The organism is Nocardioides sp. BP30, assembly GCF_029873215.1.
Taxonomy (GTDB): Bacteria; Actinomycetota; Actinomycetes; order Propionibacteriales; family Nocardioidaceae; genus Nocardioides.
The window spans coordinates 655729-676980 of record NZ_CP123620.1 but is presented as its reverse complement, the minus strand read 5'-3'; the positions used below and the strand labels follow the sequence as shown (position 1 = coordinate 676980).

General features: G+C 71.0%; 18 protein-coding genes. 10 read left to right on the top strand and 8 right to left on the bottom strand.

What is annotated here, in order from left to right:
- Positions 1–76: 76 nt before the first annotated feature.
- Positions 77–748, bottom strand: a complete 672-nt coding sequence (locus P5P86_RS03100; RefSeq protein ID WP_280609817.1) for a sirohydrochlorin chelatase — start codon at positions 746–748, stop codon at positions 77–79.
- Positions 749–1036: 288 nt separating this feature from the next.
- On the opposite strand from P5P86_RS03100, the gene P5P86_RS03095 reads away from it, so the two are divergent.
- Positions 1037–3043 carry a phosphocholine-specific phospholipase C gene (locus P5P86_RS03095; RefSeq protein WP_280609816.1) on the top strand — a complete coding sequence of 669 codons (2007 nt, stop codon included), beginning with the start codon at positions 1037–1039 and terminating at the stop codon, positions 3041–3043.
- Between the two features lie 72 nt (positions 3044–3115).
- Here P5P86_RS03095 and P5P86_RS03090 read toward each other — a convergent pair whose 3' ends face one another.
- Positions 3116–4360 carry an HNH endonuclease signature motif containing protein gene (locus tag P5P86_RS03090; protein ID WP_280609815.1) on the bottom strand — a complete coding sequence of 415 codons (1245 nt, stop codon included), beginning with the start codon at positions 4358–4360 and terminating at the stop codon, positions 3116–3118.
- A gap of 307 nt (positions 4361–4667) precedes the next feature.
- On the opposite strand from P5P86_RS03090, the gene P5P86_RS03085 reads away from it, so the two are divergent.
- The 6 genes from P5P86_RS03085 to acs all read left to right on the top strand — a co-directional run bounded on the left by P5P86_RS03085 (position 4668) and on the right by acs (position 11226).
- The gene (locus tag P5P86_RS03085) at positions 4668–5786 is read left to right on the top strand and encodes a sensor histidine kinase (protein WP_280609814.1); all 1119 of its coding nucleotides are present in this window, start codon (positions 4668–4670) and stop codon (positions 5784–5786) included.
- Complete coding sequence (locus tag P5P86_RS03080) at positions 5783–6499, top strand: LytR/AlgR family response regulator transcription factor (RefSeq protein ID WP_280609813.1); 717 nt, start codon at positions 5783–5785, stop codon at positions 6497–6499. Before P5P86_RS03085 ends, P5P86_RS03080 begins: the two co-directional genes overlap by 4 nt.
- Positions 6496–6867 carry a hypothetical protein gene (locus P5P86_RS03075; protein ID WP_280609811.1) on the top strand — a complete coding sequence of 124 codons (372 nt, stop codon included), beginning with the start codon at positions 6496–6498 and terminating at the stop codon, positions 6865–6867. Before P5P86_RS03080 ends, P5P86_RS03075 begins: the two co-directional genes overlap by 4 nt.
- A complete protein-coding gene (locus tag P5P86_RS03070) occupies positions 6864–8375 on the top strand; it encodes a sodium/solute symporter (RefSeq protein ID WP_280609810.1) in 1512 nt (503 codons plus the stop codon). Before P5P86_RS03075 ends, P5P86_RS03070 begins: the two co-directional genes overlap by 4 nt.
- 181 nt (positions 8376–8556) lie before the next feature.
- On the top strand, positions 8557–9180 hold the full coding sequence (locus tag P5P86_RS03065; RefSeq protein ID WP_280609809.1) for an acetate uptake transporter: 624 nt from the start codon (positions 8557–8559) through the stop codon (positions 9178–9180).
- Positions 9181–9234: 54 nt separating this feature from the next.
- Positions 9235–11226, top strand: coding sequence for an acetate--CoA ligase (gene acs, locus P5P86_RS03060; protein WP_280609808.1), 1992 nt, complete (start codon positions 9235–9237; stop codon positions 11224–11226).
- 106 nt (positions 11227–11332) lie between these two features.
- On the opposite strand, the gene P5P86_RS03055 is transcribed toward acs, so the two are convergent.
- The 5 genes from P5P86_RS03055 to P5P86_RS03035 all read right to left on the bottom strand — a co-directional run bounded on the left by P5P86_RS03055 (position 11333) and on the right by P5P86_RS03035 (position 15761).
- A complete protein-coding gene (locus tag P5P86_RS03055) occupies positions 11333–12253 on the bottom strand; it encodes an ABC transporter substrate-binding protein (RefSeq protein ID WP_280609807.1) in 921 nt (306 codons plus the stop codon).
- A gap of 68 nt (positions 12254–12321) precedes the next feature.
- Positions 12322–13092 carry an amino acid ABC transporter ATP-binding protein gene (locus tag P5P86_RS03050; RefSeq protein ID WP_280609806.1) on the bottom strand — a complete coding sequence of 257 codons (771 nt, stop codon included), beginning with the start codon at positions 13090–13092 and terminating at the stop codon, positions 12322–12324.
- Positions 13085–14020 (bottom strand): amino acid ABC transporter permease, encoded by a 936-nt coding sequence (locus P5P86_RS03045; protein WP_280609805.1) that lies wholly within the window; start codon positions 14018–14020, stop codon positions 13085–13087. Before P5P86_RS03045 ends, P5P86_RS03050 begins: the two co-directional genes overlap by 8 nt.
- Entirely contained in the window at positions 14017–14991 is a 975-nt protein-coding gene (locus P5P86_RS03040) for a membrane dipeptidase (protein ID WP_280609804.1), read from the bottom strand. The genes P5P86_RS03045 and P5P86_RS03040 overlap by 4 nt, the downstream gene beginning before the upstream one ends.
- Positions 14988–15761 carry an IclR family transcriptional regulator gene (locus P5P86_RS03035; protein WP_280609803.1) on the bottom strand — a complete coding sequence of 258 codons (774 nt, stop codon included), beginning with the start codon at positions 15759–15761 and terminating at the stop codon, positions 14988–14990. The genes P5P86_RS03040 and P5P86_RS03035 overlap by 4 nt, the downstream gene beginning before the upstream one ends.
- Positions 15762–15980: 219 nt before the next feature.
- Between P5P86_RS03035 and P5P86_RS03030 the strand changes: the two genes are divergently transcribed.
- A complete protein-coding gene (locus tag P5P86_RS03030; protein WP_280609802.1) occupies positions 15981–17672 on the top strand; it encodes a hypothetical protein in 1692 nt (563 codons plus the stop codon).
- The gene (locus tag P5P86_RS03025; RefSeq protein ID WP_280609801.1) at positions 17669–18337 is read left to right on the top strand and encodes a hypothetical protein; all 669 of its coding nucleotides are present in this window, start codon (positions 17669–17671) and stop codon (positions 18335–18337) included. The genes P5P86_RS03030 and P5P86_RS03025 overlap by 4 nt, the downstream gene beginning before the upstream one ends.
- Positions 18338–18437: 100 nt before the next feature.
- Here P5P86_RS03025 and P5P86_RS03020 read toward each other — a convergent pair whose 3' ends face one another.
- Entirely contained in the window at positions 18438–19436 is a 999-nt protein-coding gene (locus P5P86_RS03020; protein ID WP_280609800.1) for an agmatine deiminase family protein, read from the bottom strand.
- A 14-nt stretch (positions 19437–19450) separates the two neighbouring features.
- Here P5P86_RS03020 and P5P86_RS03015 point away from each other — a divergent pair, with 14 nt between their 5' ends.
- Positions 19451–21139, top strand: coding sequence for an amidase (locus tag P5P86_RS03015; protein ID WP_280609799.1), 1689 nt, complete (start codon positions 19451–19453; stop codon positions 21137–21139).
- The last annotated feature ends 113 nt before the right edge of the window (positions 21140–21252 follow it).

Here is a 21252-nt window from a genome sequence, read left to right as displayed (position 1 = left end):
CGTCCCGGTAACCGTCACCACGGCGCCGTAACGAGCGAGGGTCGGGGCGATGCCGCCCCGACCCGCAAGCGCGGCTTCACGACCTCGCGGCGCCGCCGGCCGCGCTCACGAAGCGCCACTCGATGAGCTCCACCACCCGATCGTGGACGGCGATCACCTCCGCCACCACCGTCGCGCCGGAAGCGCGGGCGAGGTCGCGGCAACGGGAGGCGAAGAACCCCGGTGAGAGCAGGTACGGCGAGACCGCGTCGCCCGGCCGCACCACGTCCACCAGCCGCGGTCCCAGCCCGCCCAGGGTGGCGAGCCGCACCGGACCACCCCACGCCTCGCCCAGGAGCGCCGTGGCCTCCTCCAGCCGCGGCAGCGCCTCGGGGTCGGTCGAGCCTGCCGCGGCGAGCACGGCCGGCTGGCCTCGGCGGGCACCGGCGGCGAGGAGCCGGTCCACCTGGGCCGCGGCGAGGAGCGGGTCCGGCCCCAGCGGCGCTGTCACGACGGCGGGCCCAGGAGCGGCGGCGACGGCGGCCGGGATGTCGCTGGTCACGTGGTAGCCCGTGGTGAGCAGCAGCGGCACGACCACCGCCGGCTCCGCCGAGGCGGCGAGCACGACGGCCAGCACGGGGTCGCACAGCTCGACGTAGGAGACCGCGGCGGGCACGCCGAGGCGCTCGCCGGCAGCGACGGTGAGCCGGGCGGCGACCTCGTTGCCGGTGGCGTGACGGGTGCCGTGGGCGACGGTCACCAACCGCATGCTCGGCCCCCTCATCTCGTCGTCAGGTGGCCACCCGGTACCCGCGCTCGACCGCCGTCTGCATCGCGCGGGTGCGCCGGCCGGGGACATCGCGTGCCGGGCGTGATGACACCCGCGGACAAGGCGATTCGGTGACGTCTCGGCGAACGGTCGCCGAACCCCGGGGTGGGTTCGGCGACCAACCTTGCCGAAGACAGCGACGCCTCCCTAGCGTCTGGTTCACGGGATCGGGCCCGGGGAGCACCCATGCCTCTGTCCGGACCGGTCCGAATCGACCTGGGGGTGGAAGTGGCTGGAGTAGATCGTCGGACGTTCCTCGCCGGTACGTCGGCTGCGGGGTTGGCGGCGCTCGCCGCGCAGGTGGGCGCCCTCCCGGGCGGCCGGCTCGAGACCGCCGACGCCGCCACGAGCGGCACCATCGCGGACGTCAAGCACGTGGTGGTGATGATGCAGGAGAACCGTAGCTTCGATCACTACTACGGCACCCTGCGTGGCGTGCGTGGCTTCGCGGACAAGAGCACCATCACGCTCCCCGGCGGGTACTCCGTCTTCGACCAACCGAACGGCGCCGGTCGGCAGTATCCGTTCTGGCTCGAGTCCTCGAACGGCGAGGTCTACGCCCAGTGCCAGGGCGACATCGCGCATAGCTGGAGCGACCAGCACGCGGCCTGGAACGGCGGCAGGATGGACTCCTGGATGTCGGCCAAGACCAAGATCGGTTGCCTGGGCTACCTGACCCGCTCGGACATCCCGGTGCACTACGCGCTCGCCGACGCCTACACGATCTGCGATGCCTACCACGCTTCCGGACTCACCGCGACCGGCCCGAACCGCACCTACCTGTTCAGCGGGAAGATCGACGCGTCGAGTACGTCGGGCGGCGACGAGTCAGGGGTGACCTGGCAGACCTACGCTGAGGGCCTGGAGGCTGCGGGCGTCAGCTGGAAGGTCTACCAGAACGCGGCGGACAACTTCGGCGACAACGCGTTGGCCTACTTCACCCAGTTCAGCGACGCGTCGAGCACCTCCCCGCTCCACACCAAGGGCATGGCGAGCGTGCCCGCAACCACCGGAGTGACCGGGACCGACATCCTGGCGGCGATCAGGGCCGACGTCGTGGCAGGCACGTTGCCGCAGGTCTCCTGGGTTGTGACCGACCAGCTCAACTCCGAGCATCCGATCGGGCCACCGGTCAACGGCGAAAGATTCGTCAGCGGTCTGTTGGCCGCCCTCAACGCTGACAGCCAGGTGTTCGACAGCACGGTGGTGTTCTTGAACTACGACGAGAACGACGGCTTCTTCGACCACGTGCCGCCGCCTGTACCCGCGTCGGGCACGACCGGGGAGTTCTACGACGGTCTGCCGGTCGGCCTCGGCTTCCGCGTGCCGATGATCGTCATCTCGCCCTGGAGCAGGGGTGGCTGGGTGAACTCCCAGGTCTTCGACCACACCTCGGTGATCCAGTTCCTCGAGAAGTGGACGGCGGCGATCGGCAAGCCCGCCCCGTGCCCGAACATCAGTGCTTGGCGACGCTCGGTGTGCGGTGACCTGACCTCGACGTTCGACTTCACCTCGAAGGTCGCCGGCATGCCGACGCTCCCCACCCCCGGTGCCGCGATCGCTCTGGCGACCTGCACGCCGCTGGCCAACCCCACGCCGCAGACCAATGCCCTGCCTGCCCAGGAGACGGGCACCCGGCCGGCACGAGCCCTCCCGTACCAGCTCAACGCCGACGTCTCCTCGTGGAGCTACAGCGGCACCACCGTCAAGGTGAACATCACCATGTCGAACGCCGGCGCCACCGGCACCAACGCCGCGCACTACGCGGTCTACGCCAACGCCCACCGCACCGGAGGTCCGTGGCAATACACCGTGAAGCCGGGTAGCCCGGTGACCGACTTCTTCAATGTCGGCAGCGGGTACGGCGAGGGTCTCTACGACCTCACCGTGGTGGGCCCGAACCGCTTCCTACGCCGCCTCACCGGAGATGCGAACGGCGCGAGCAAGGGCGTCGAGGTGCACCCCACGATCGCCGCGACCACCAGGGGCCTCACCCTCACCCTCGTGAACGGCTCGTCATCGTCGGTGACGTTCAAGGTGGCTGCCAACCAGTACCTCACCGGTGGACCGTGGACCTACGTCGTCGCTGCGGGCGCGCAGGCGACCGCGACCTTCGACGTGCTGTCGACGTCACACGGGTGGTACGACCTCACCGTGACCGGCACCGGCGACAGCACCTGGAGCAGGCGCTTCGTGGGACACGTCGAGAACGGCAGCGCCAGCATCACCGGCTAGTCGTCCCGGCGGCGCAGACCTCGGCGTCGCCCAGGGCACCGCGAGGTCGCGGTCAGGAGAGGATCACCGTCTTCACGGACTCGCGCGGACCAGAGCTCGTGCCTTTCGTCGGAAGCGGTAGCGGCCGTCGGGGAGTCGGGTGGTTTGGTAGGTGGGGTCGTGGGCTCGGCGGTGGTGGTGGCCGCAGAGGAGGGAGCCGTGGGCGAGGTCGGTGTGGCCGCCGTGACTCCAGGGTTGGTCGTGGTGGGCGTCGCACCACGTAGTGGGGACGGCGCAGCCTTCGGCTCGGCAGTGCTTGTCTCGTAGAGCGAGTGCCTTGCGCTGGGATGGGGTGAAGAGTCTTCGGGTGCGGCCCAGATCGAGGGGTTCGGAGTTGCCGCCGAGGACGGCGGGGATGATCCCGGCGGTGCACGCCAGGCGTCGGGTCTCCCCGGTGCTGATGGGGGTGCCGTCCTCGAGCCAAGCAACACCGAGACCGGCCCGGAGCTGGTCCAGCGTCATGGTCACCACCACCGTGGTCGCGTCGCCGCCGTGGGCGGGGAGTCGGGTGGGGTCGGTGTTCTCCAGGAGCTGGGCGAACGCGTGCGCGAGGAGCCGGCTCCTGGGCGGGACCCTGCCGTCGGCCTCCAGGGCCGCTACTCGGGGTTGGGTGTAGGCCTGCAGGTAGGTCCGCAACCGGTGACCGACCGTTTCGGGGACGATGCCGTGGATGCGGGTCGTCCCGTCGCCTTGGTCGGTGATCGAGAGGCACGCTTTCGCGTTCGCGGTCTCCTCGAGCCGACGGATGGCTGCGGCCTCGGCGGCTTCGGCGACCTCGGGTGCGACGACCTCCAACAGGTGGCTGGCGAGGCGGCGCAGGTCCTTGGGCCGGTGCTCACTCGCGAGGTCGCACAGCGTGACCTCCGCCCGCGCCAACACCTCGGCGGGTAGGTCGTCGGGCAGGTCGTCGAGCCCACGGAGGATCACGCGGGCGTGCTCGAGACTGAACGCACCGCGCGCGAGCCCGGCCCGGACCACCGGCCGACCCTCCAACTCCCGGGCCAACCGAAGGGTGGCGTGCGCGGCGGGACTCTCGACCCGGTGCTGGGCAACCAGCCAGGCTGCGACATCGCGGGCACTGACCTCCTCGGCCACGTCCTGTGCGGAGGCGATCACGCGGAGTCGTAGCTCGGCCACACGTGCGGTGATCTGCTCCAGTCGTGCGAGCACGTCTGCCTTGTCCGCCGTCGCGAGGAAGACCGGGTCCGCGTCCGTGGCGTCATCGAGGGCAGCAGCGATCGTGGCGAGTGCCGCCTGGATCTGATGAATGGAGACCACCACCGAGAGAGATCAATTCGAACGCATGTTCGAATCCTAGGTGGTCGGATGTGTATGGTCAACCTTCTTTCAACAACCAGACCAGGGGGAAATCTCGTCGTACTGGATCACAGCCATGGTGGCCCGACGCAACTGTGCTCAAGGCACTCGACCCGGCCAAGACACCGGGCCACGCTGGGACTGGCCCACGCTTTTCGTTTTTCTTTGCGCCGACCCCGAACGACGGCCGGTGTCGCAGGCCCGACTCAACCCGGACGCAGGCCCGACTCAACCCGGACGCAGGCCCGACTCAACTAACCTGTGACGCATGACACGCTGGAGGCGGCGCCATGGCCACCTCGGCACCGAGGCGGACAGAGCGACGTTCCGCACCCTGCACACCGCATCGCTGATGACCAGCGCGCTGCGCGAGGGGCTGACACTCACCTCCGCCACGGATTCGGTCAAGCACCTGCGCTCCCTGGTCGCGGCGCCGGCGGTGGCCCTCACCGACACCGAGGCCCTGCTGGCCTGGGACGGCGGAGCCGTCCAACACGAGCAGCACGCCGCCCAGCTGGCTCGCGACGGCGTCGCGGACGGATCGACGACGGTGCGCGACCACCGCGAGTTCCGGTGCGGCAACCCGGCGTGCGACATCCGGCACGCCGTCGTCTCGCCGCTGACCGTGGAGGACCGGGTCGTCGGCACGCTGCAGATCTACACCGGTCACACCTCGGCTGTCCTGGTCCGGGCGACCGACGAGCTCGCCCAGTGGGTCAGCGGGCAGCTCGAGCTCGGCCAGCTCGACGCGTCGAGATCACGCCTGATGGAGGCCGAGGTCAGAGCCCTGCGGGCCCAGATCAGCCCACACTTCGTCTACAACAGCCTCACGGCGATCGCCAGCTTCGTGCGCACCGACCCCGACCGGGCGCGGGAGCTGCTGCTGGACTTCGCCGACTTCACCCGCTATTCCTTCCGCCGGCTCGGCGACTACACCACGCTCGCCGAGGAGCTCCAGTCGATCGAGCGCTACCTCGTGCTGGAGCAGGCCCGGTTCGGCGACCGGCTCGGCGTCACGCTGCGGGTCGCGCCCGAGGTGCTCCCCGTGACGATCCCGGTGCTGAGCCTGCAGCCGCTGGTGGAGAACGCCGTACGGCACGGACTGGCCCCCCGACCCGACGGTGGCACCGTGCAGATCCTCGCCCGCGACCTCGACCGGGAGGCGGTGATCACCATCGAGGACGACGGTGTCGGCGGCGATCCGGAGCGGATCCGAAGGGTGCTCGCGGGGGACGCCAGCCTGGACTCGGTGGGGCTGTTCAACGTGGACGAGCGGCTGCGCTCGACGTTCGGTGACGACTACGGTCTCGTGGTCGAGACCGCTCCGGGGGCGGGCACGAAGGTCACCGTCCGCGTTCCGAAGTACGCCCACGGGGTGCGCCCATGACGCTGCACGTCCTGATCGTCGACGACGAACGTCCCGTCCGCGACGAGCTCACCTTCCTGCTCGGGCGCGACGACCGGATCGCCTCGGTGAGCACCGCCGGCTCGGGGACCGAGGCGCTGCAACTGCTGCGCGAGCGCGACGTCGACGCGGTGTTCCTGGACATCGCGATGCCCGGCCTCTCCGGCCTGGACCTGGCAGCGGTGCTCGCCCGGTTCCGCACCCCGCCCCGGATCGTCTTCGTCACCGCGCACGCCGAGCACGCCGTCGACGCGTTCGACCTGCACGCGGTGGACTACCTGCTCAAGCCGGTGCGCGAGGAGCGCCTGCGCGAGGCCGTACGCCGGATCCGCGACGCCGGCGTGACGCCGCCGCGCGACGACACGATCGCCGTCGAGCTGGGTGGGGTCACCCGGCTGGTGACCCGCTCGACGGTCAGCTACGTGGAGGCCCAGGGCGACTACAGCCGGCTGCACACCGCGACCGGGAGCCACCTGGTGCGCCTGCCCATCTCCACCCTGGAGGAGCGCTGGCGCGACACCGGCTTCATCCGGATCCACCGATCGCTGCTGGTCTCGCTGCACCACGTGGAGGAGATCCGCGAGGAGGACGGCCGGGTGGCGGTGGTCGTGGGCGGCCACGAGCTGCTGGTCAGCAGGCGCCACACGCCGGCACTGCGCGAGCAGCTGCGGCGGACCCGTCGGGGGGAGGCGTGAGCAGCAACGCGCCGCTGCCCCGGACGCGGATCACCGCCCCGACCGCCGGAAGGCCGCGGCGGACCACCGTCGCGCGCGAGATCGATGCGCAGAGCCCTGTCGGCGAGGTGTACATGCGATCGCTGGTGCGCAGCCAGCTGCGGCTCGCGCTCGGCCTGCTGCTCGTGCTCGTGTCGAGCGTCGGCGCTCTGCCGCTGCTGTTCGTCCTCGTGCCGTGGCTGCAGCACGGTCGGATCCTCGGCGTACCCCTGGCCTGGCTGCTGCTCGGCGCCGGCTGCTATCCGGTGATCATCGGGCTGGCGGTCGTCTACGTCCGCCGCGCCGAGCGCAACGAGCGCGCCTTCCAGGACCTGGTCGGCCCGCGGTGAACGCCAACGCGATCGCCGCCCTCGCGGCGCTGCTGGTCTCGGTCCTGACCCTCGCGGTCGGAGCGTTCGGGCTGCGGCTAGCCCGGACCACCAGCGACTTCTACGTGGCCTCGCGGGCTGTCGGGCCGGCGACCAACGCCGCCGCGATCAGCGGGGAGTACCTGTCGGCCGCTTCCTTCCTCGGTGTCGCCGGACTGGTGATGGCGCGCGGCGTCGACATGCTCTGGTACCCGGTCGGCTGGACCGCCGGCTACCTCGTGCTGCTGCTGTTCGTGGCAGCGCCGCTGCGCCGCTCGCGTGCCTACACGTTGCCGGACTTCGCCGAGTTCCGGCTGGAGTCGCAGCGCGCCCGGACGCTCGCGAGCGCCCTCGGCGTGCTGATCGCCGTGCTCTACCTGATCCCGCAGTTCCAGGGTGCCGGGCTGACGGTGCACGCGCTGACCGGCGCACCCGCCTGGACCGGGTCGACGGCGGTGGCCGTGGTGGTGCTGGCCAGCGTCGTCGCCGGCGGGATGCGCAGCATCACGCTGGTGCAGGCGGTGCAGTACTGGCTCAAGCTGGCAGCGCTCCTGGTGCCGCTGGCCTTCCTGCTCGCCGTCCACCACGGCGGTGCACCCGGCGCGGCGGCACGGTTGCACAGCACCGACTGGCTGGAGCCGATGCGCGGCCCGCACAGCCTCTACCTGACGTACTCGCTGATCGTGGCGACCTTCCTCGGCACGATGGGCCTGCCCCACGTCGTGGTCCGCTTCTACACCAACCGGGACGGGTACGCCGCTCGCCGTACGACTGTCACCGTCCTGGGGCTGCTGAGCCTCTTCTACCTGCTGCCACCGGTGTACGGCGTCCTCGGGCGGCACTATCTCGCACCGCTGACCGCCACCGACGCCACCGACACGGCCGTCCTCGACCTGCCCGGCCACCTCGTCGGCGGCACCACGGCGGACCTGTTGACGGCGGTGCTCGCCGCCGGCGCGTTCGCGGCGTTCCTCTCCACCTCCTCGGGGCTGGTGCTCTCCATCGCCGGCGTGATCGGGCAGGACCTGCTGGGTCACCGGTTCGGTGGCGTGGCGGCCTTCCGGATCGCGGCGACCATCGGGGCGCTGGCGACGCTCGCCCTGACCCTGCTCTCCACCGGTCTCGCGGTGGCGCACGCGGTCGAGCTGGCCTTCGCGGTCGCCGCCTCGACCTTCGCGCCGATGCTGCTGCTCGGCATCTGGTGGCCACGCCTGACCGCGACCGGTGCCATCGCCGGGATGACCGTGGGCGGGGCGCTCTCCACCGCCGCGGTGGCGGTGGGGTTGAGCGGGCACAGCTACCCCGGACTGGGGGGCGCCGTACTCTCCCAACCCGCGCTGGTGACCGTCCCGCTGGCGTTCGCGACCATGGTGGGCGTGTCGGTGGCGACCAGCCGACCGCTCCACGTCGCCCGGACGATGGTGCGGCTGCACACGCCCGAGGCGGTGATGGTCGACCGCGGCGGGTTCCGTGCCCGTGGAGCCGAGTGAGCGCGCCGCTCGTCGTCGCCACGACGCCGCTCGTCGTGTGTGACGCAGCGCACATCGCAGGCATCCTGCCGCCGGGCGACCGCTCCGGCCGTGCCCGTGGCGCCGGCCCCCGGAGGCTCCTAGCGTCGTGATGCCCGGGCATCCGGGGATGGTCCAGTCCTGCATCTCGAAGGAGCACGACATGTCCAGCAACTACACGGAGCGCCCCGCGGAGGCGCCCATCTCCCGGACCCTCCCGGGTGCTCACATCGCCGATCCGGCCCCGCTGGGGCTGGCCGCCTTCGCCCTGACGACCTTCGTCCTCAGCTGCGTCAACGCCAACATCGTCCCCCAGGCGCTCGTCGGCGGTGCGCTCGGGCTCGCGCTCGCCTACGGCGGCATCTGCCAGTTCACCGCCGGCGTGTGGGAGTTCGCGAAGGGCAACACCTTCGGCGCGACAGCGTTCTGCTCCTACGGTGGATTCTGGCTCTCCTTCTGGTGGCTGGCCGAGAAGGACCTGGCCAAGCTGGGGCCCGACGGGTACAAGGTCGTGGGTGTCTACCTGCTCGGCTGGGCGATCTTCACGGCGTACATGGCCGTCGCCGCCTCCCGCGTCTCGGGGGCTGTCCTCGGGGTGTTCGTCCTGCTGACGGTGACCTTCGCGATCCTGGCGATCGGCTGGTTCGACAAGGAGTCGTCGAACTGGATCAAGATCGGGGGCTACCTCGGCATCGTGACGGCCGCCGTCGCCTGGTACACCTCCTTCGCCGGTGTCACGGCCTTCACCTTCAAGCGCCAGGTGCTGCCGGTCGGACCGCGCGCGTGACGGCCTAGTGTGGCGTAGGACACGTAGCACCGACTCGCACCCGGAAGTGATCAGATGACCGAACAGACGCTGTCGAACCTGCTGCACGAGAACCGGCGCTTCGAGCCGCCGGCCGAGCTGGCCGCCAACGCGAACGTGAAGGCCGACGCGTACGACGAGGCCGGCGCCGACCGCGAGGCCTTCTGGGCCAAGGCCGCCGACAGGTTGTCCTGGGCCCAGCGGTGGGACCGGGTGCTGGACGACGACAACCCGCCGTTCTTCAAGTGGTTCACCGGCGGGAAGCTCAACGCCGCCTACAACTGCGTGGACCGTCACGTCGAGGCCGGCAACGGGGACCGGGTCGCCCTCCACTGGGTCGGCGAGCCGGTCTCCGACCAGGGCGCGGAATCGCGTGACCTGACCTACGCCCAGCTCAAGGACGAGGTCAGCCAGGCCGCGAACGCGCTGAGCTCGCTGGGAGTGGCCACCGGCGATCGGGTCGCTATCTACATGCCGATGATCCCCGAGGCCATCGTCACGATGCTGGCCTGCGCCCGGCTCGGCGCACCGCACACGGTCGTCTTCGGCGGCTTCTCCGCCGAGGCGCTCGCCTCCCGGATCGAGGACTGCGGCGCGAAGGTGGTGGTCACCGCCGACGGCGGCTACCGCCGCGGCGCGCCCTCGGCGCTGAAGCCGGCGGTCGACGAGGCGCGGAGCATCGCGGCCGGCGCCGGGCACACGGTCGAGAAGGTGCTGGTCGTCCGGCGTACCGGCCAGGACGTCGCCTGGGAGGACGGGGTCGACGTGTGGTGGCACGACGCTGTCGCGACCGCCTCCACCGAGCACACGCCGGAGGCGTTCGACGCCGAGCATCCGCTCTACGTCATGTACACCTCGGGCACCACCGGCAAGCCCAAGGGCATCCTGCACACCACCGGCGGCTACCTGACCCAGGCGGCGTTCACCCACTGGGAGGTCTTCGACCTCAAGCCCGAGACGGACGTCTACTGGTGCACCGCCGACATCGGCTGGGTCACCGGCCACTCCTACATCGTCTACGGTCCGCTCGCGAACGGCGCGACCCAGGTTCTCTACGAAGGCACGCCCGACTATCCCGAGCGGGGCCGGTGGTGGCGGATCATCGAGGAGAAGAAGGTGACGCTCTTCTACACCGCTCCCACGGCGATCCGCTCGTTCATGAAGCAGGGTCACGACATCCCCGACCAGCACGACCTGAGCAGCCTGCGGATCCTGGGCTCGGTGGGCGAGCCGATCAACCCCGAGGCCTACGTCTGGTACCGCCACGTCATCGGCGGCGACCGCACGCCCGTGGTGGACACCTGGTGGCAGACCGAGACCGGCGCCATGATGATCAGCCCGCTGCCGGGGGTGACCCACGCCAAGCCCGGCTCGGCGATGAACCCGTTGCCGGGCGTCACCGCCGACGTGGTCGACGACGAGGGCCACCCCGTGCCCAACGGCTCGGGCGGCTACCTCGTGCTCACCCAGCCGTGGCCCTCGATGCTGCGCACCATCTGGGGCGACGACCAGCGCTACATCGACACCTATTGGGCCCGGTTCCGCGACGCCAACGGCGGCCAGGGGTACTACTTCGCCGGCGACGGCGCGAAGAAGGACGAGGACGGCGACCTGTGGGTCCTGGGTCGCGTCGACGACGTCATGAACGTCTCGGGTCACCGGCTCTCCACCACCGAGATCGAGTCCGCCCTGGTCTCGCACCCCTACGTCGCCGAGGCCGCGGTGGTCGGCGCCACCGACGCCGACACCGGTCAGGCAGTGGTCGCCTACGTCATCCTGCGCGAGGGCGCCCCGGAAAGCTGCGAGAAGGAGCTCTCCGACCACGTCCGCACCCAGATCGGGCCGATCGCCAAGCCCAAGCGGATCATGATCGTGCCCGAGCTGCCCAAGACCCGCTCGGGCAAGATCATGCGCCGCCTCCTGCGCGACCTCGCCGAGGGCCGCGGCGTCGGGGACACCACGACCCTGGCCGACTCCTCCATCATGGAGCTCATCGCCGCCGGGAAGGCGGCCTCCACGGAGGACTGAGCCCCAGCCGAGGCGTCACTTTCGGCGGGTCGAGACGTCAACTACCGCGGGTCGAGTGTCCACCTGGCTGTGGACACTCGACCCGCGGTTCATGACCTCTCGGCGGTCACTTGTTGAGCTTGAGCGCGATCTGCTGGTCGCTGACGCCGTAGGTCGAGAAGAGCTTCTTCAGCGAGCCGTCGGTCGACATCGTCGTCAGTGCCGCATCGGCGGCCGGGAGCAGGGCGCTGTTCTTCGGGAAGGCGATGCCGGCCGGGCTGGAGTCGAAGATCGCCCCGGCGAGGGCCAGCTGACCGTGCGCGTTCTTCACCGTGTAACCGGCCACCTCGGCGCCGACGCCCGTGCTCTGCGCCCGGCCGGAGGTGACGGCGAGGTTCGCCTGGTCCTGGGTCTGGTAGGTCTGCACGGTGATCGGCTTCTGGCCCTCGGCCTGGCAGGTCTTGCTCTCGGTCTGGTTCATCTCGATCTCCGAGGAGCCGCTCTCCAGCGCCACCGTCGTACCGCACAGATCGGCGCGGGTGTCGATCTTGAGCGAGCTGCCGGCCTTGACCATGTACTGACTGCCGGACTCGAAGTACGTGATCATGCTGGTCACCTTGAGCCGGTCGGGGAACACCCAGAAGCCGGAGAGCGCCATGTCGTAGCGACCCGCCTGGAGACCGGGGACGATGCTGTTGAAGGCCACCTTGGTCCACTTCACCTGCAGCCCGAGCTCCTTGCCCAGGGCGTTGCCGAGGTCGACCTCCATGCCCTTCAGATCGCCGGAGTCCGCGTCGGCGTACTCCAGCGGCGGGTACGACGGATCAGTCGCGATCGTGATGGAGCCACGCTTGCGGATCTCGGCGGGGACCAGCGCGGCGGCCGCGGGATCGCCCGGCTGGGCCGACGCCGTACCGGAGCTGGCGGCACCCGCCGTGCCCGCCGCGTCGGAGGCGGTGTCGTCGTGACCGCTGGAGCAGGCCGTGGCGCTGAGAGCCACCAGCCCGACAAGGGTGGCCTGGAGCCACGGGGAGCGCAGGTTGGTCATGGGATGGGTCCTTCGGTGGATCGAGGCGGCCCGGCCGCCGGGATGGGAGGGTCGAGACACGGCGAGGCTCAGAGCACCTTGCCGAGGAAGGCCTGGGTACGTTCGTGCTGAGGCCTGCTGAGGACCTCGGCGGGCGCACCGGACTCGATGACGACGCCGCCGTCCATGAAGGCGACCGTCGAGGCCACCTCCCGCGCGAAGCCGATCTCGTGGGTGACCACCAGCATGGTCATGCCGCTCGCGGCGAGCTCCTTCATCACGTCGAGCACCTCGCCGACCAGCTCGGGGTCGAGGGCGGAGGTCGGCTCGTCGAAGAGCATCAGCGTCGGCCGCATCGCCAGTGCCCGGGCGATCGCCACCCGCTGCTTCTGGCCGCCGGAGAGCTGGTTGGGATAGTGGTGCTTGCGCTCGGCGAGTCCGACCCGCTCGAGCAGCTCCTCGGCACGCTTGCGCACCTCGGCCGGCTTCTCGCCCTTGACCTGGACCGGCGCCTCCATCACGTTCTCCAGCGCCGTCATGTGGGCGAAGAGGTTGAAGTGCTGGAAGACCATGCCGATCGCGGTGCGCTGGGCACACACCTCACGCTCGCGCAGCTCGTGCAGCTTCCCGTGACGCTCGCGGTAGCCGATGATCTCCGAGCCGACCCGGACGATCCCGCCGTCCACCTTCTCCAGATGGTTGACGCAGCGCAGCAGCGTCGACTTGCCGCTGCCCGACGGACCGAGGACGCACATCACCTCGCCCCGGTCGAGGGTCAGCGAGACGTCGCGCAGGACCGGTACGCCGGCGTAGCTCTTGCTCAGGTGGTCGACGCGCAGCACCGTCGCGGATTCAGACATGCTCACTCCCACGGGTCAGCGTCGGCACCGAGCGGCGGCGACGCGGCGTACGGACGCGGACGGTACGCACCAGCGACCGGTTGAGCCGGCGCTCGAGCTGGGCCTGCCCGAGCATCAGGACCGAGACCAGCGCCAGGTACCAGAGGCTGGCCGCGATCAACAGCGGGATCACCTCGAAGTTGGCGGCCGAGATCTGCTGCACCGTGTACATCAGGTCCGAGACCGCGACGGTGCTGACCAGCGCGGTGGTCTTCAGCATCGTGATCAGCTCGTTGCCGGTCGGCGGGGCGATGACGCGCATCGCCTGCGGCAGGATCACCCGCCGCAACGCCTTGAGCCGGGTCATCCCGAAGGCGGTCGCGGCCTCGGCCTGGCCGGCGTCGACCGAGAGGATGCCGGAGCGGATGATCTCGGCCATGTAGGCGGCCTCGTTCAACGCGAGCCCGAGGATCGCGGCGGTCAGCGGCGTGATGGCCGAGTTGGCACTCGTCGTCCAGATCTCGGGGCCCCCGAACGGCACGCTCAGGCCGACTCGCGGGAACAGCGCGGAGAGGTTGTACCAGAACACGAGCTGGACCAGCACCGGCGTGCTGCGGAAGAGCCAGACGTAGACCCACGAGGTCCAGCGAGCCACCGGGTTGGCCGAGAGGCGCATCACCGCGAGGACCACCCCGAGCACCAGACCGGCGACCATCGAGACGACCGTCAGCCACACCGAGAGCCACACACCGCGCAGCACCCGGCCGGCGAAGAGGTAGTGCCGGACCACGTCCCAGCCGAAGCGGTCGTTCGTGCACAGGACGTAGGCCACCTGGGCGACGATCAGCGCCAGCACTACCGCGGCGGCGATCCGGCCCGGGTGCCGCAGGGGTACGACGGTGGGCGCGGTCTCGGTGAGGTCGCCGGACTCGGCTCGCAGCGTGGTCATCCCAGCACCTCGGCGTAGAGCGCGAGCCAGTTCTCCCGCAACACCCGGACGATGTCGTCGGCAGAGAAGCCGGCGCGTGCGAGACCCTCCTCGATCTGGGTCGCTTGGCCCATCTCGGGCAACCACACCGGCTCGGCGAGGTCCGGCGTACCGGGTGTGGCGGCGCCGGGGTCGACGGCGCGGGTCCAGTAGCCGGAGCGGAGTCGGTCCATCTGGGTCGAGGAGTAGGTGCCGCCGAGGTCGCTGCCGATCGCGACATGCTCCACGCCGACGATCTCCGCCGTCCGGGCGACCATCTCGCACCACGTGTCCAACGTCGCGCTGAACTCGGGTCCGACCAGGTTCGGGTAGAGCGCACAGCCGATCACGCCGCCGCGGCTGGCCAGCTCCTTGAGCAGCCAGGTCGGCTTGTTGCGCGGGTGGTCGAAGAGGTCCGCCGCGTTGGCATGGGTGAAGGCCACCGGGTGGCTCGAGCTGGCGATCGTGTCGGCGGCCGAGCGGTTGCCGACATGGGAGAGGTCGACCAGCATGCCCAGTCGGTTGAGCTCGGCGACGAAGCCGCGCCCGAACCGGGTCAGGCCACCGTCGGCCGCCTCGTAGCAGCCGCTCGCGGCATGGTTGGCGTTGTTATAGGTCAGCTGCATCACCCGTACGCCGAGGTCGTGGAAGGCCTCGACCCTGTCGAGCCGGTCCGCGACGAGGTTGCTGTTCTGGAAGCCGAGCAGCAGCGCCACCCGATCCTGGTCCTCGGCGGACCGGATGTCGGCCATCGTGCGGGCGTGCATCGCCACGTCGGCGTTCGCCTCGATCGCCCGGCGCCAGGCCAGGGTCGCGTCGACCGCCTCGGGGAAGTCCTCCCACACGCCGACGGTCACCGTGGCGCAGAGCAGGCCGCCGGCCGCGTTGGCCTCGAACTGCTCGCGGGCGTAGTGACCGCTCTGCATGCCGTCGACCCAGCGCAGGCCCGTCATCGCGCCGCCTCCTCGTCCATGGTGTCGAGGTCGAGCGCCGGCGTCGCGTGCCACATCTGGTCGAAGCGGTGGGCCACCTCGATCAGGATCGAGCTGGCGAGCGCCACGTCGAGCCGGTCGGTCGGGGCGAGGACGCCGATGGCGGCCAGGCAGCGACCGCGGTCGTCCATGAGGGGGACGGCGACGGCGGTCGTCTCATCGCCCGGGTCGTCGTCGACGTCGGTGACGGCGAAGCCTCGCCTGCGCACCTCGGCGAGCACCCGGCTGGAGGCGATCGAGATCCCGTCGCCCGCGACCTGGGTCAGCTCCGCCTCGCTCGCATAGGCGGTCAGGACCCGGCCCGACGCGCTGCTGCTCAGGTCGAAGTCGCTGCTGGCGACGTGTGCCTGGATCCGACGCGGCGCCTGCACGCGGCGGATGATGTGTGCGCGCTGACCTTCGAGCACCGCGAGGAAGGAGGCCTCCCGCAGCCGGAAGGTCACCGCCTCCAGGAGCGGCAGGATCCGGTCGCCCAGGCCGGCCTGCTCCAGCGCGGCGCTGCCCAGCCGGCCCGCCTTGAGGGAGAGCCGGTAGCGGCCGTCGTGCAGCTGGTCGAGCCAGCCCGCCGAGACCAGGGTCACCAGGTGCTGGTGCACAGCCGCCCGGGACCAGCCCAGCGTGCGGCCCAGGTCCGGGGGCCGGACCGGTACGCGGCTGTCGGCGACGGCCTCCAGCAGGGTCAGCGCTCGCGTCGGCGACGTCAGCGCCCGCGTCCGCTCGTTCTCACTCATGTCACCCTCTCGTTGACGTTGTTCGCAGACCGTAGGCATGTGATCCGGGCAACGTCAACCGTTTGACGGTAAGAAATCTGCGCGTAACACGTCGTCGGCGGCGACGGAGCGCTCGATGTCACCTGAAGGCTCTGCACGGGATGACTACAACGAAACTTCTCATTGACGCCGTCATCTATATGCGTATGCTTCCGTGTCATTGACCAGGACGGAGGCCCCGTGCAACCCAGATCAGACGCAGTCCTCACCCTGCGGCCCGAGACCGAGCTGATGCGGCTCGAGCGGCTCGGCGCGCTGCAGCCGACGATGCTGAGCTTCGCGCAGTCGTTCCTCGACCGCGCCAACCGCGAGTCGTGGCGCGTCGAGCGCACCCGGTTCGCCCTCGACGACCAGGGCGCGGGCGTCGCCTCCTACCGGGTGAGCCCGCCCGGAGAGCTCTTCTTCACCGTCGTCCTGTACTCCTACCCACCCGCGGGAGACGGTCGCACCGACCGGATCATCGGCAGCGCCTGGGATGCGACGGCCACCCTGGTCGAGGGCGACCTGGATGCCCAGCAGCTGCGCGAGCAGGAGGAGGAGCTGCTACGGCTCTACGAGGGCCGGGCCACCCCCGAGACCCTGATCTGGGCCCGCGCCCAGCGCAGCATGCGCGCCTTCGAGCTCGTCGTCGACGCACTCGCCCGCGGGGAGCAGCCGCCGGTCGAGATCCTCGCCACCACCGGCTACCTCATGCGGAACACCGGGATGGACGGGAACGGCACGTTCGGCACCAAGACGTTCGCGGCGTACGGCGACGAGCACCCGCTGGGCTCGCCGTACCACGCCCAGATGCTGATGGCGTACGTCGTCCGGCAGTTCGGGTTCGACCTCGCCGACCACATCGCCGCCGCGCGCGGCGGGGCCGGTGCCAGCACCCTGAGCCCCGAGCTGCGCCGCTACCTCGGCATCGGCAACGCCTCGGGGCTCGGGCTGATGTTCTACGTGAACAACCATGCCGACTTCCTCGACCGGTGGCTCACCGAGCGCGAGGAGCGGTTGGCGCTCGCCCAGCAGCTGGCGCTCGGCCCCGGCTCGGAGCTCGAGCCGTTCCTCCTCGACCGGCTGGAGCGTTGCGCCCTGGACCGCGACGCCGACCGCACCCGTGACCCGGGCATGTCCGTGCCGCCCGGCCGGCAGGTGGCCTCGGAGCTGCGGCGCGTGGTCGAGCATGTGCGCACCGAGCAGCCGCGGGCCGTCGGCGACCTGACGACCTGGATGTCCGGCGCGGGCATCACCGCCGAGACCGAGGAGGTCGTCAATGCGGCCCTCGTGGACGCGGTGTGCCGCACCGAGCCGCGGCCCGGCCCGCTCGTCGGCAACGCGCCGCGGGCGTGGGACCCGTTGCTCACCGTCGGGCAGGTCCGGGAGCTGGTGACGAGCCGGTACGGCTGGGCACTCGAGCTGGCCGACGCCGGCCTGGACCCGTACTTCGCCTGGTACAAGTCCGAGACGGCCGAGGAGCCCCGGCGTGGGCCGCTGACCTCGCTGCCCTCGCCTCGCTACGACCTCACCCTCGATCTGCCGGCCGAGCTCGCCGCGTTCCGCGAGGCCGCGACCGGCTGGGCGGCGGCGGACCCGATCGGGGAGTTCCTGCTCGCGCATCCCGGCATGCGGGCGACCCTGGAGCGCGTGGTGGCCGACAGCGAGCGGCGCTATCACACGGTGATCGCCGACCAGCGCAGCAGAACGTTGCACGCGCCGCACGTGATCCGGCTGGTCAACTGCGCCTTCTTCGGCATCAGCAAGACCCGCGAGCAGGGACCGCTCGGCACCGTCGGCGTCATCCTGCTCGGGGCCCCGTCGCCCGCGGACCTGGGCACCCCCGACGGCGCGTGGGAGCCGCCGGTCGAGATCAGCGAGAGGAACTCATGACCACCACCGTCCGGCTCAGCAGGCGGGAGCTGCGGCTGATCTGCCGCCGGCTGCTCGTCGCCCACGACGCACCGGCCGGGGTGGTCCCGGCTGTCACCGAGGCGATGGTCGACGGGCTGACCCTCGGACTGCCGATGCTCGACCCCGACGTCGAGGGCAACGGCATCCCCGCCGACCTCGCCGATCACCGCGGCCCTGCCTGGTCGATCGACGGTGGCACGCTCCTGCTCGGCTGCCACGGTCAGTGGGCGCCGGTCCTGGTGCCGGCGCTGGCCGACGTCGTACGCCTGGCGATGCACCGCGGCGGCGTGACCCGCCTCGTGGTGACCGACGTCGTCAACGGCGCCGCGGTCGAGTCCGTGCGCGGTCGGCTCTCGCGCGCCGGCGTCGTCCTCGCCCCCGAGGAGGCCGGCGTCGCCTGGTCGCTGTCGCGCGGGGAGGACGTCGACTTCCGCGCGGCCCAGCACCGCCTCGTCGTGGACGGCATCCCGTTCGCGCGGGAGGCGTGGCTCTCCCTCTACCGGGCCTCGCTGCGGGGGCTCACGCCGGAGTCGGAGGAGAGCTTCCGGCACGCCGGGTACGTCGACGCCGCCGGCGACCCCATCAGCGGGATGGACGACGACCACGACATCGAGGCGGCGCTCAACAACCTGGCCGGGGCCTGACACGTCGAGACGTCACCTTCGGCGGGTCGAGTAGTCACCTTTCGCGGGTCGAATGTCCACACCGGTGGACACTCGACCCGCGAAAGGTGACGTCTCGGCGTCAGCGCGGGGCAGGCTGCTGCTGGGTGATGCAGTGGATGCCGCCGCCGCGGTCGAACAGCGGCCGGGCATCGACGGCGACCACCTCGCGGCCGGGATAGGCGTCACGCAGTACGGCGAGGGCGTCGGCGTCCCGCGCGTCGTCGAACGAGCAGGCGATGACGCCGCCGTTCACGACCAAGTGGTTGACGTAGGACCAGTCGACCCAGCCCTCGGCGTCGCGGAGAGTCGCCGGGGCGGGCAGCTCCACGACCTCGAAGCGCTCGGCCAGGAGGGCGTGCAGCGACCGGCTCACCTCGTGGTCGGGGTGGGCCGCGTCCCGCTGGCTGTGCAGCAGCACCCGGCCCGGAGCGGTGAAGGTCGCGACGATGTCGACGTGGCCGCGGGTGCCGTAGCGCTCGTAGTCGCGGGTCAGTCCGCGCGGGAGCCAGAAGACCTCGCTCGCCCCGATCGTGCGGGCGAGCTCGGCCTCGACCTGCTCCTTGGTCCAGGTCTCGTTGCGCCCCTGGCCCAGCTGCACCGTCTCGGTGACCAGCACGGCCCCGGCACCGTCGACGTGGATGGCACCACCCTCGTTGACCATGGTCGAGCCGATCCGGGGAACGCCGGCCGCCTCGCAGACGAACGCACCGATGCGCTCGTCGCGGTCCCACGTGGCCCAGTCGCACTGGCCCCAGCCGTTGAAGACCCAGTCCACCCCGGCCACCGAGCCGTCGGCCTGATGGACGAACGTCGGCCCGATGTCGCGCATCCAGGCGTCGTTGAGCGGCGCCTCCAGGATCTCGACCTCGTGCGCCAGCACCCTGCGGGCGGCGTCCACCTCGCCGGGATCGACGACCACCGTGACCGGCTCGAACGCGGCGGCGGCATTGGCGACGGCAGCCCAGGTCGACCGCGCCTCATCGGCCTCAGCCGCTGTCTCGCCGAGCGAGTAGCCGGGAGCCGGGAAGGCCATCCAGATCCGGTCCTGAGGGGCCCACTCGGGAGGCATGATGCTCATGGCAGCATCCTCCTATGTTCGATGTCGTCGAAGCGACCATCCCCCAGTTGCGCCGCGCTCTCGATGCCGGCGAGGTCACCGCCGTCGAGCTGGTCGAGGCCTACCAGGCACGGATCGCGGCGTACGACGCCTCCGGTCCGCGGCTGCGTGCGGTCGTCGTCGCGAACCCCTCGGCCATCGAGGAGGCGCGTGCCTCCGACGAGCGCCGCGCGCGCGGTGCCGTCCTCGGCCCGCTGGACGGCATCCCCTACACCGCCAAGGACTCCTACCTCGTGACGGGCCTGACGGCGGCGGCCGGAAGTCCCGCCTTCGAGCATCTGGTGGCGCAGCGGGACGCCTTCACGATCGAGCGGCTGCGGGCCGGCGGCGCGATCTGCCTCGGGCTGACGAACATGCCACCGATGGCCAATGGCGGCATGCAGCGTGGTGTCTACGGTCGCGCCGAGAGCCCCTACAACGCCGACTTCCTCACCGCGCCGTTCGGCTCGGGGTCCTCCAACGGCTCCGGCACGGCGACAGCGGCCAGCTTCGCCGCCTTCGGGCTCGGCGAGGAGACCTGGTCCAGCGGTCGCGGCCCGGCGTCCAACAACGCCCTGTGCGCCTACACCCCGTCGTGGGGGGTGATCTCGGTGCGCGGCAACTGGCCGCTGGTGCCGACGATGGACGTCGTGGTCCCCCAGACGCGCACGATGGTCGACCTGCTCGAGGTGCTCGACGTGGTGGTCGCCGACGACACCGAGACCCGCGGCGACTTCTGGCGGGTCCAGCCGTGGGTCGAGATCCCGCCGGCGAGCACCCTGCGCCCCGCGTCGTACGTCGCGCTCGCGCAGGGCCGCGACCTCACCGGGGTGCGCCTGGGCGTGCCGCGGATGTACGTCAATGCCGACGACGCTCCCGACGGCGTCGGCATCGGCGGTCCGACCGGGCGCCGGATCGAGACGCGACCCTCGGTGATCGCGCTGTGGGAGGCCATGCGGGCCGATCTCGAGGCGGCGGGCGCGACAGTGGTCGAGGTCGACTTCCCGGTGGTCAGCAACTACGAGGGCGACCGGCCGGGGGCGCCGACGATCAGGACCCGCGGCCTGGTCAGCGCCGAGTACCTGCGGCGCGAGATCGTCGACCTGTCCGCCTGGGCGTGGGACGACTTCCTCGCCGCGAACGGCGACCCGGCGCTCGACTCGCTGACGCAGGTCGAGGGCGCGAGCATCTTCCCGCACCCGGAGGGGGCGCTGCCGGATCGCTACACCGGCTTCGACGACGACATCGCCTCCTACCCCGACCAGGTCCGCGCCCACCCCTACGCGGCGCTGACCGACATCCCCGAGCTGGCCTCCGGCCTGGCGGGGCTGATCGAGACCCGCCGCCTGGACCTCGAGCAGTGGCTCGACGATCAGGGGCTGGAGGCGGTCGTCTTCCCGGCGGTCGCCGATGTCGGGCCCGCGGACATGGATGTCGAGCCGGCCTCCGCCGAGCTCGGCTGGCGCAACGGCGTCTGGGTGGCCAACGGCAACCTGGTCGTCCGCCACCTGGGCATCCCGACCGTGACGGTGCCGATGGGCACGATGGCCGACATCGGCATGCCCGTCGGCCTCACCCTGGCCGGTCGCGCGTACGACGACACGGCGCTGCTCACTCTCGGCGCGGCGATCGAAGCCACCCGGCAGCGGCGTACCGAACCTCCCCGGACGCCCCGCCTCCCCTGATCGCCGAGGCGTCACTTTCCGCGGGTCGAGGCGTCACTTTCCGCGGGTCGAGGCGTCACCGCTCCGCGAGAAGTGACCACTCGACCCCCCAAAGGTGACGTCTCGGCGTGCTA

Bases quoted from the DNA above. Each gene is read 5' to 3' on its own strand.
- P5P86_RS03080 (WP_280609813.1), top strand. From the start codon at position 5,783: ATGACGCTGCACGTCCTGATCGTCGACGACGAACGTCCCGTCCGCGAC.
- P5P86_RS03025 (WP_280609801.1), top strand. From the start codon at position 17,669: ATGACCACCACCGTCCGGCTCAGCAGGCGGGAGCTGCGGCTGATCTGC.
- P5P86_RS03045 (WP_280609805.1), bottom strand. From the start codon at position 14,020: ATGACCACGCTGCGAGCCGAGTCCGGCGACCTCACCGAGACCGCGCCC.
- P5P86_RS03100 (WP_280609817.1), bottom strand. From the start codon at position 748: ATGCGGTTGGTGACCGTCGCCCACGGCACCCGTCACGCCACCGGCAAC.
- P5P86_RS03050 (WP_280609806.1), bottom strand. From the start codon at position 13,092: ATGTCTGAATCCGCGACGGTGCTGCGCGTCGACCACCTGAGCAAGAGC.
- P5P86_RS03020 (WP_280609800.1), bottom strand. From the start codon at position 19,436: ATGAGCATCATGCCTCCCGAGTGGGCCCCTCAGGACCGGATCTGGATG.
- P5P86_RS03035 (WP_280609803.1), bottom strand. From the start codon at position 15,761: ATGAGTGAGAACGAGCGGACGCGGGCGCTGACGTCGCCGACGCGAGCG.
- acs (WP_280609808.1), top strand. From the start codon at position 9,235: ATGACCGAACAGACGCTGTCGAACCTGCTGCACGAGAACCGGCGCTTC.
- P5P86_RS03085 (WP_280609814.1), top strand. From the start codon at position 4,668: ATGACACGCTGGAGGCGGCGCCATGGCCACCTCGGCACCGAGGCGGAC.
- P5P86_RS03040 (WP_280609804.1), bottom strand. From the start codon at position 14,991: ATGACGGGCCTGCGCTGGGTCGACGGCATGCAGAGCGGTCACTACGCC.
- P5P86_RS03055 (WP_280609807.1), bottom strand. From the start codon at position 12,253: ATGACCAACCTGCGCTCCCCGTGGCTCCAGGCCACCCTTGTCGGGCTG.
- P5P86_RS03015 (WP_280609799.1), top strand. From the start codon at position 19,451: ATGTTCGATGTCGTCGAAGCGACCATCCCCCAGTTGCGCCGCGCTCTC.
- P5P86_RS03065 (WP_280609809.1), top strand. From the start codon at position 8,557: ATGTCCAGCAACTACACGGAGCGCCCCGCGGAGGCGCCCATCTCCCGG.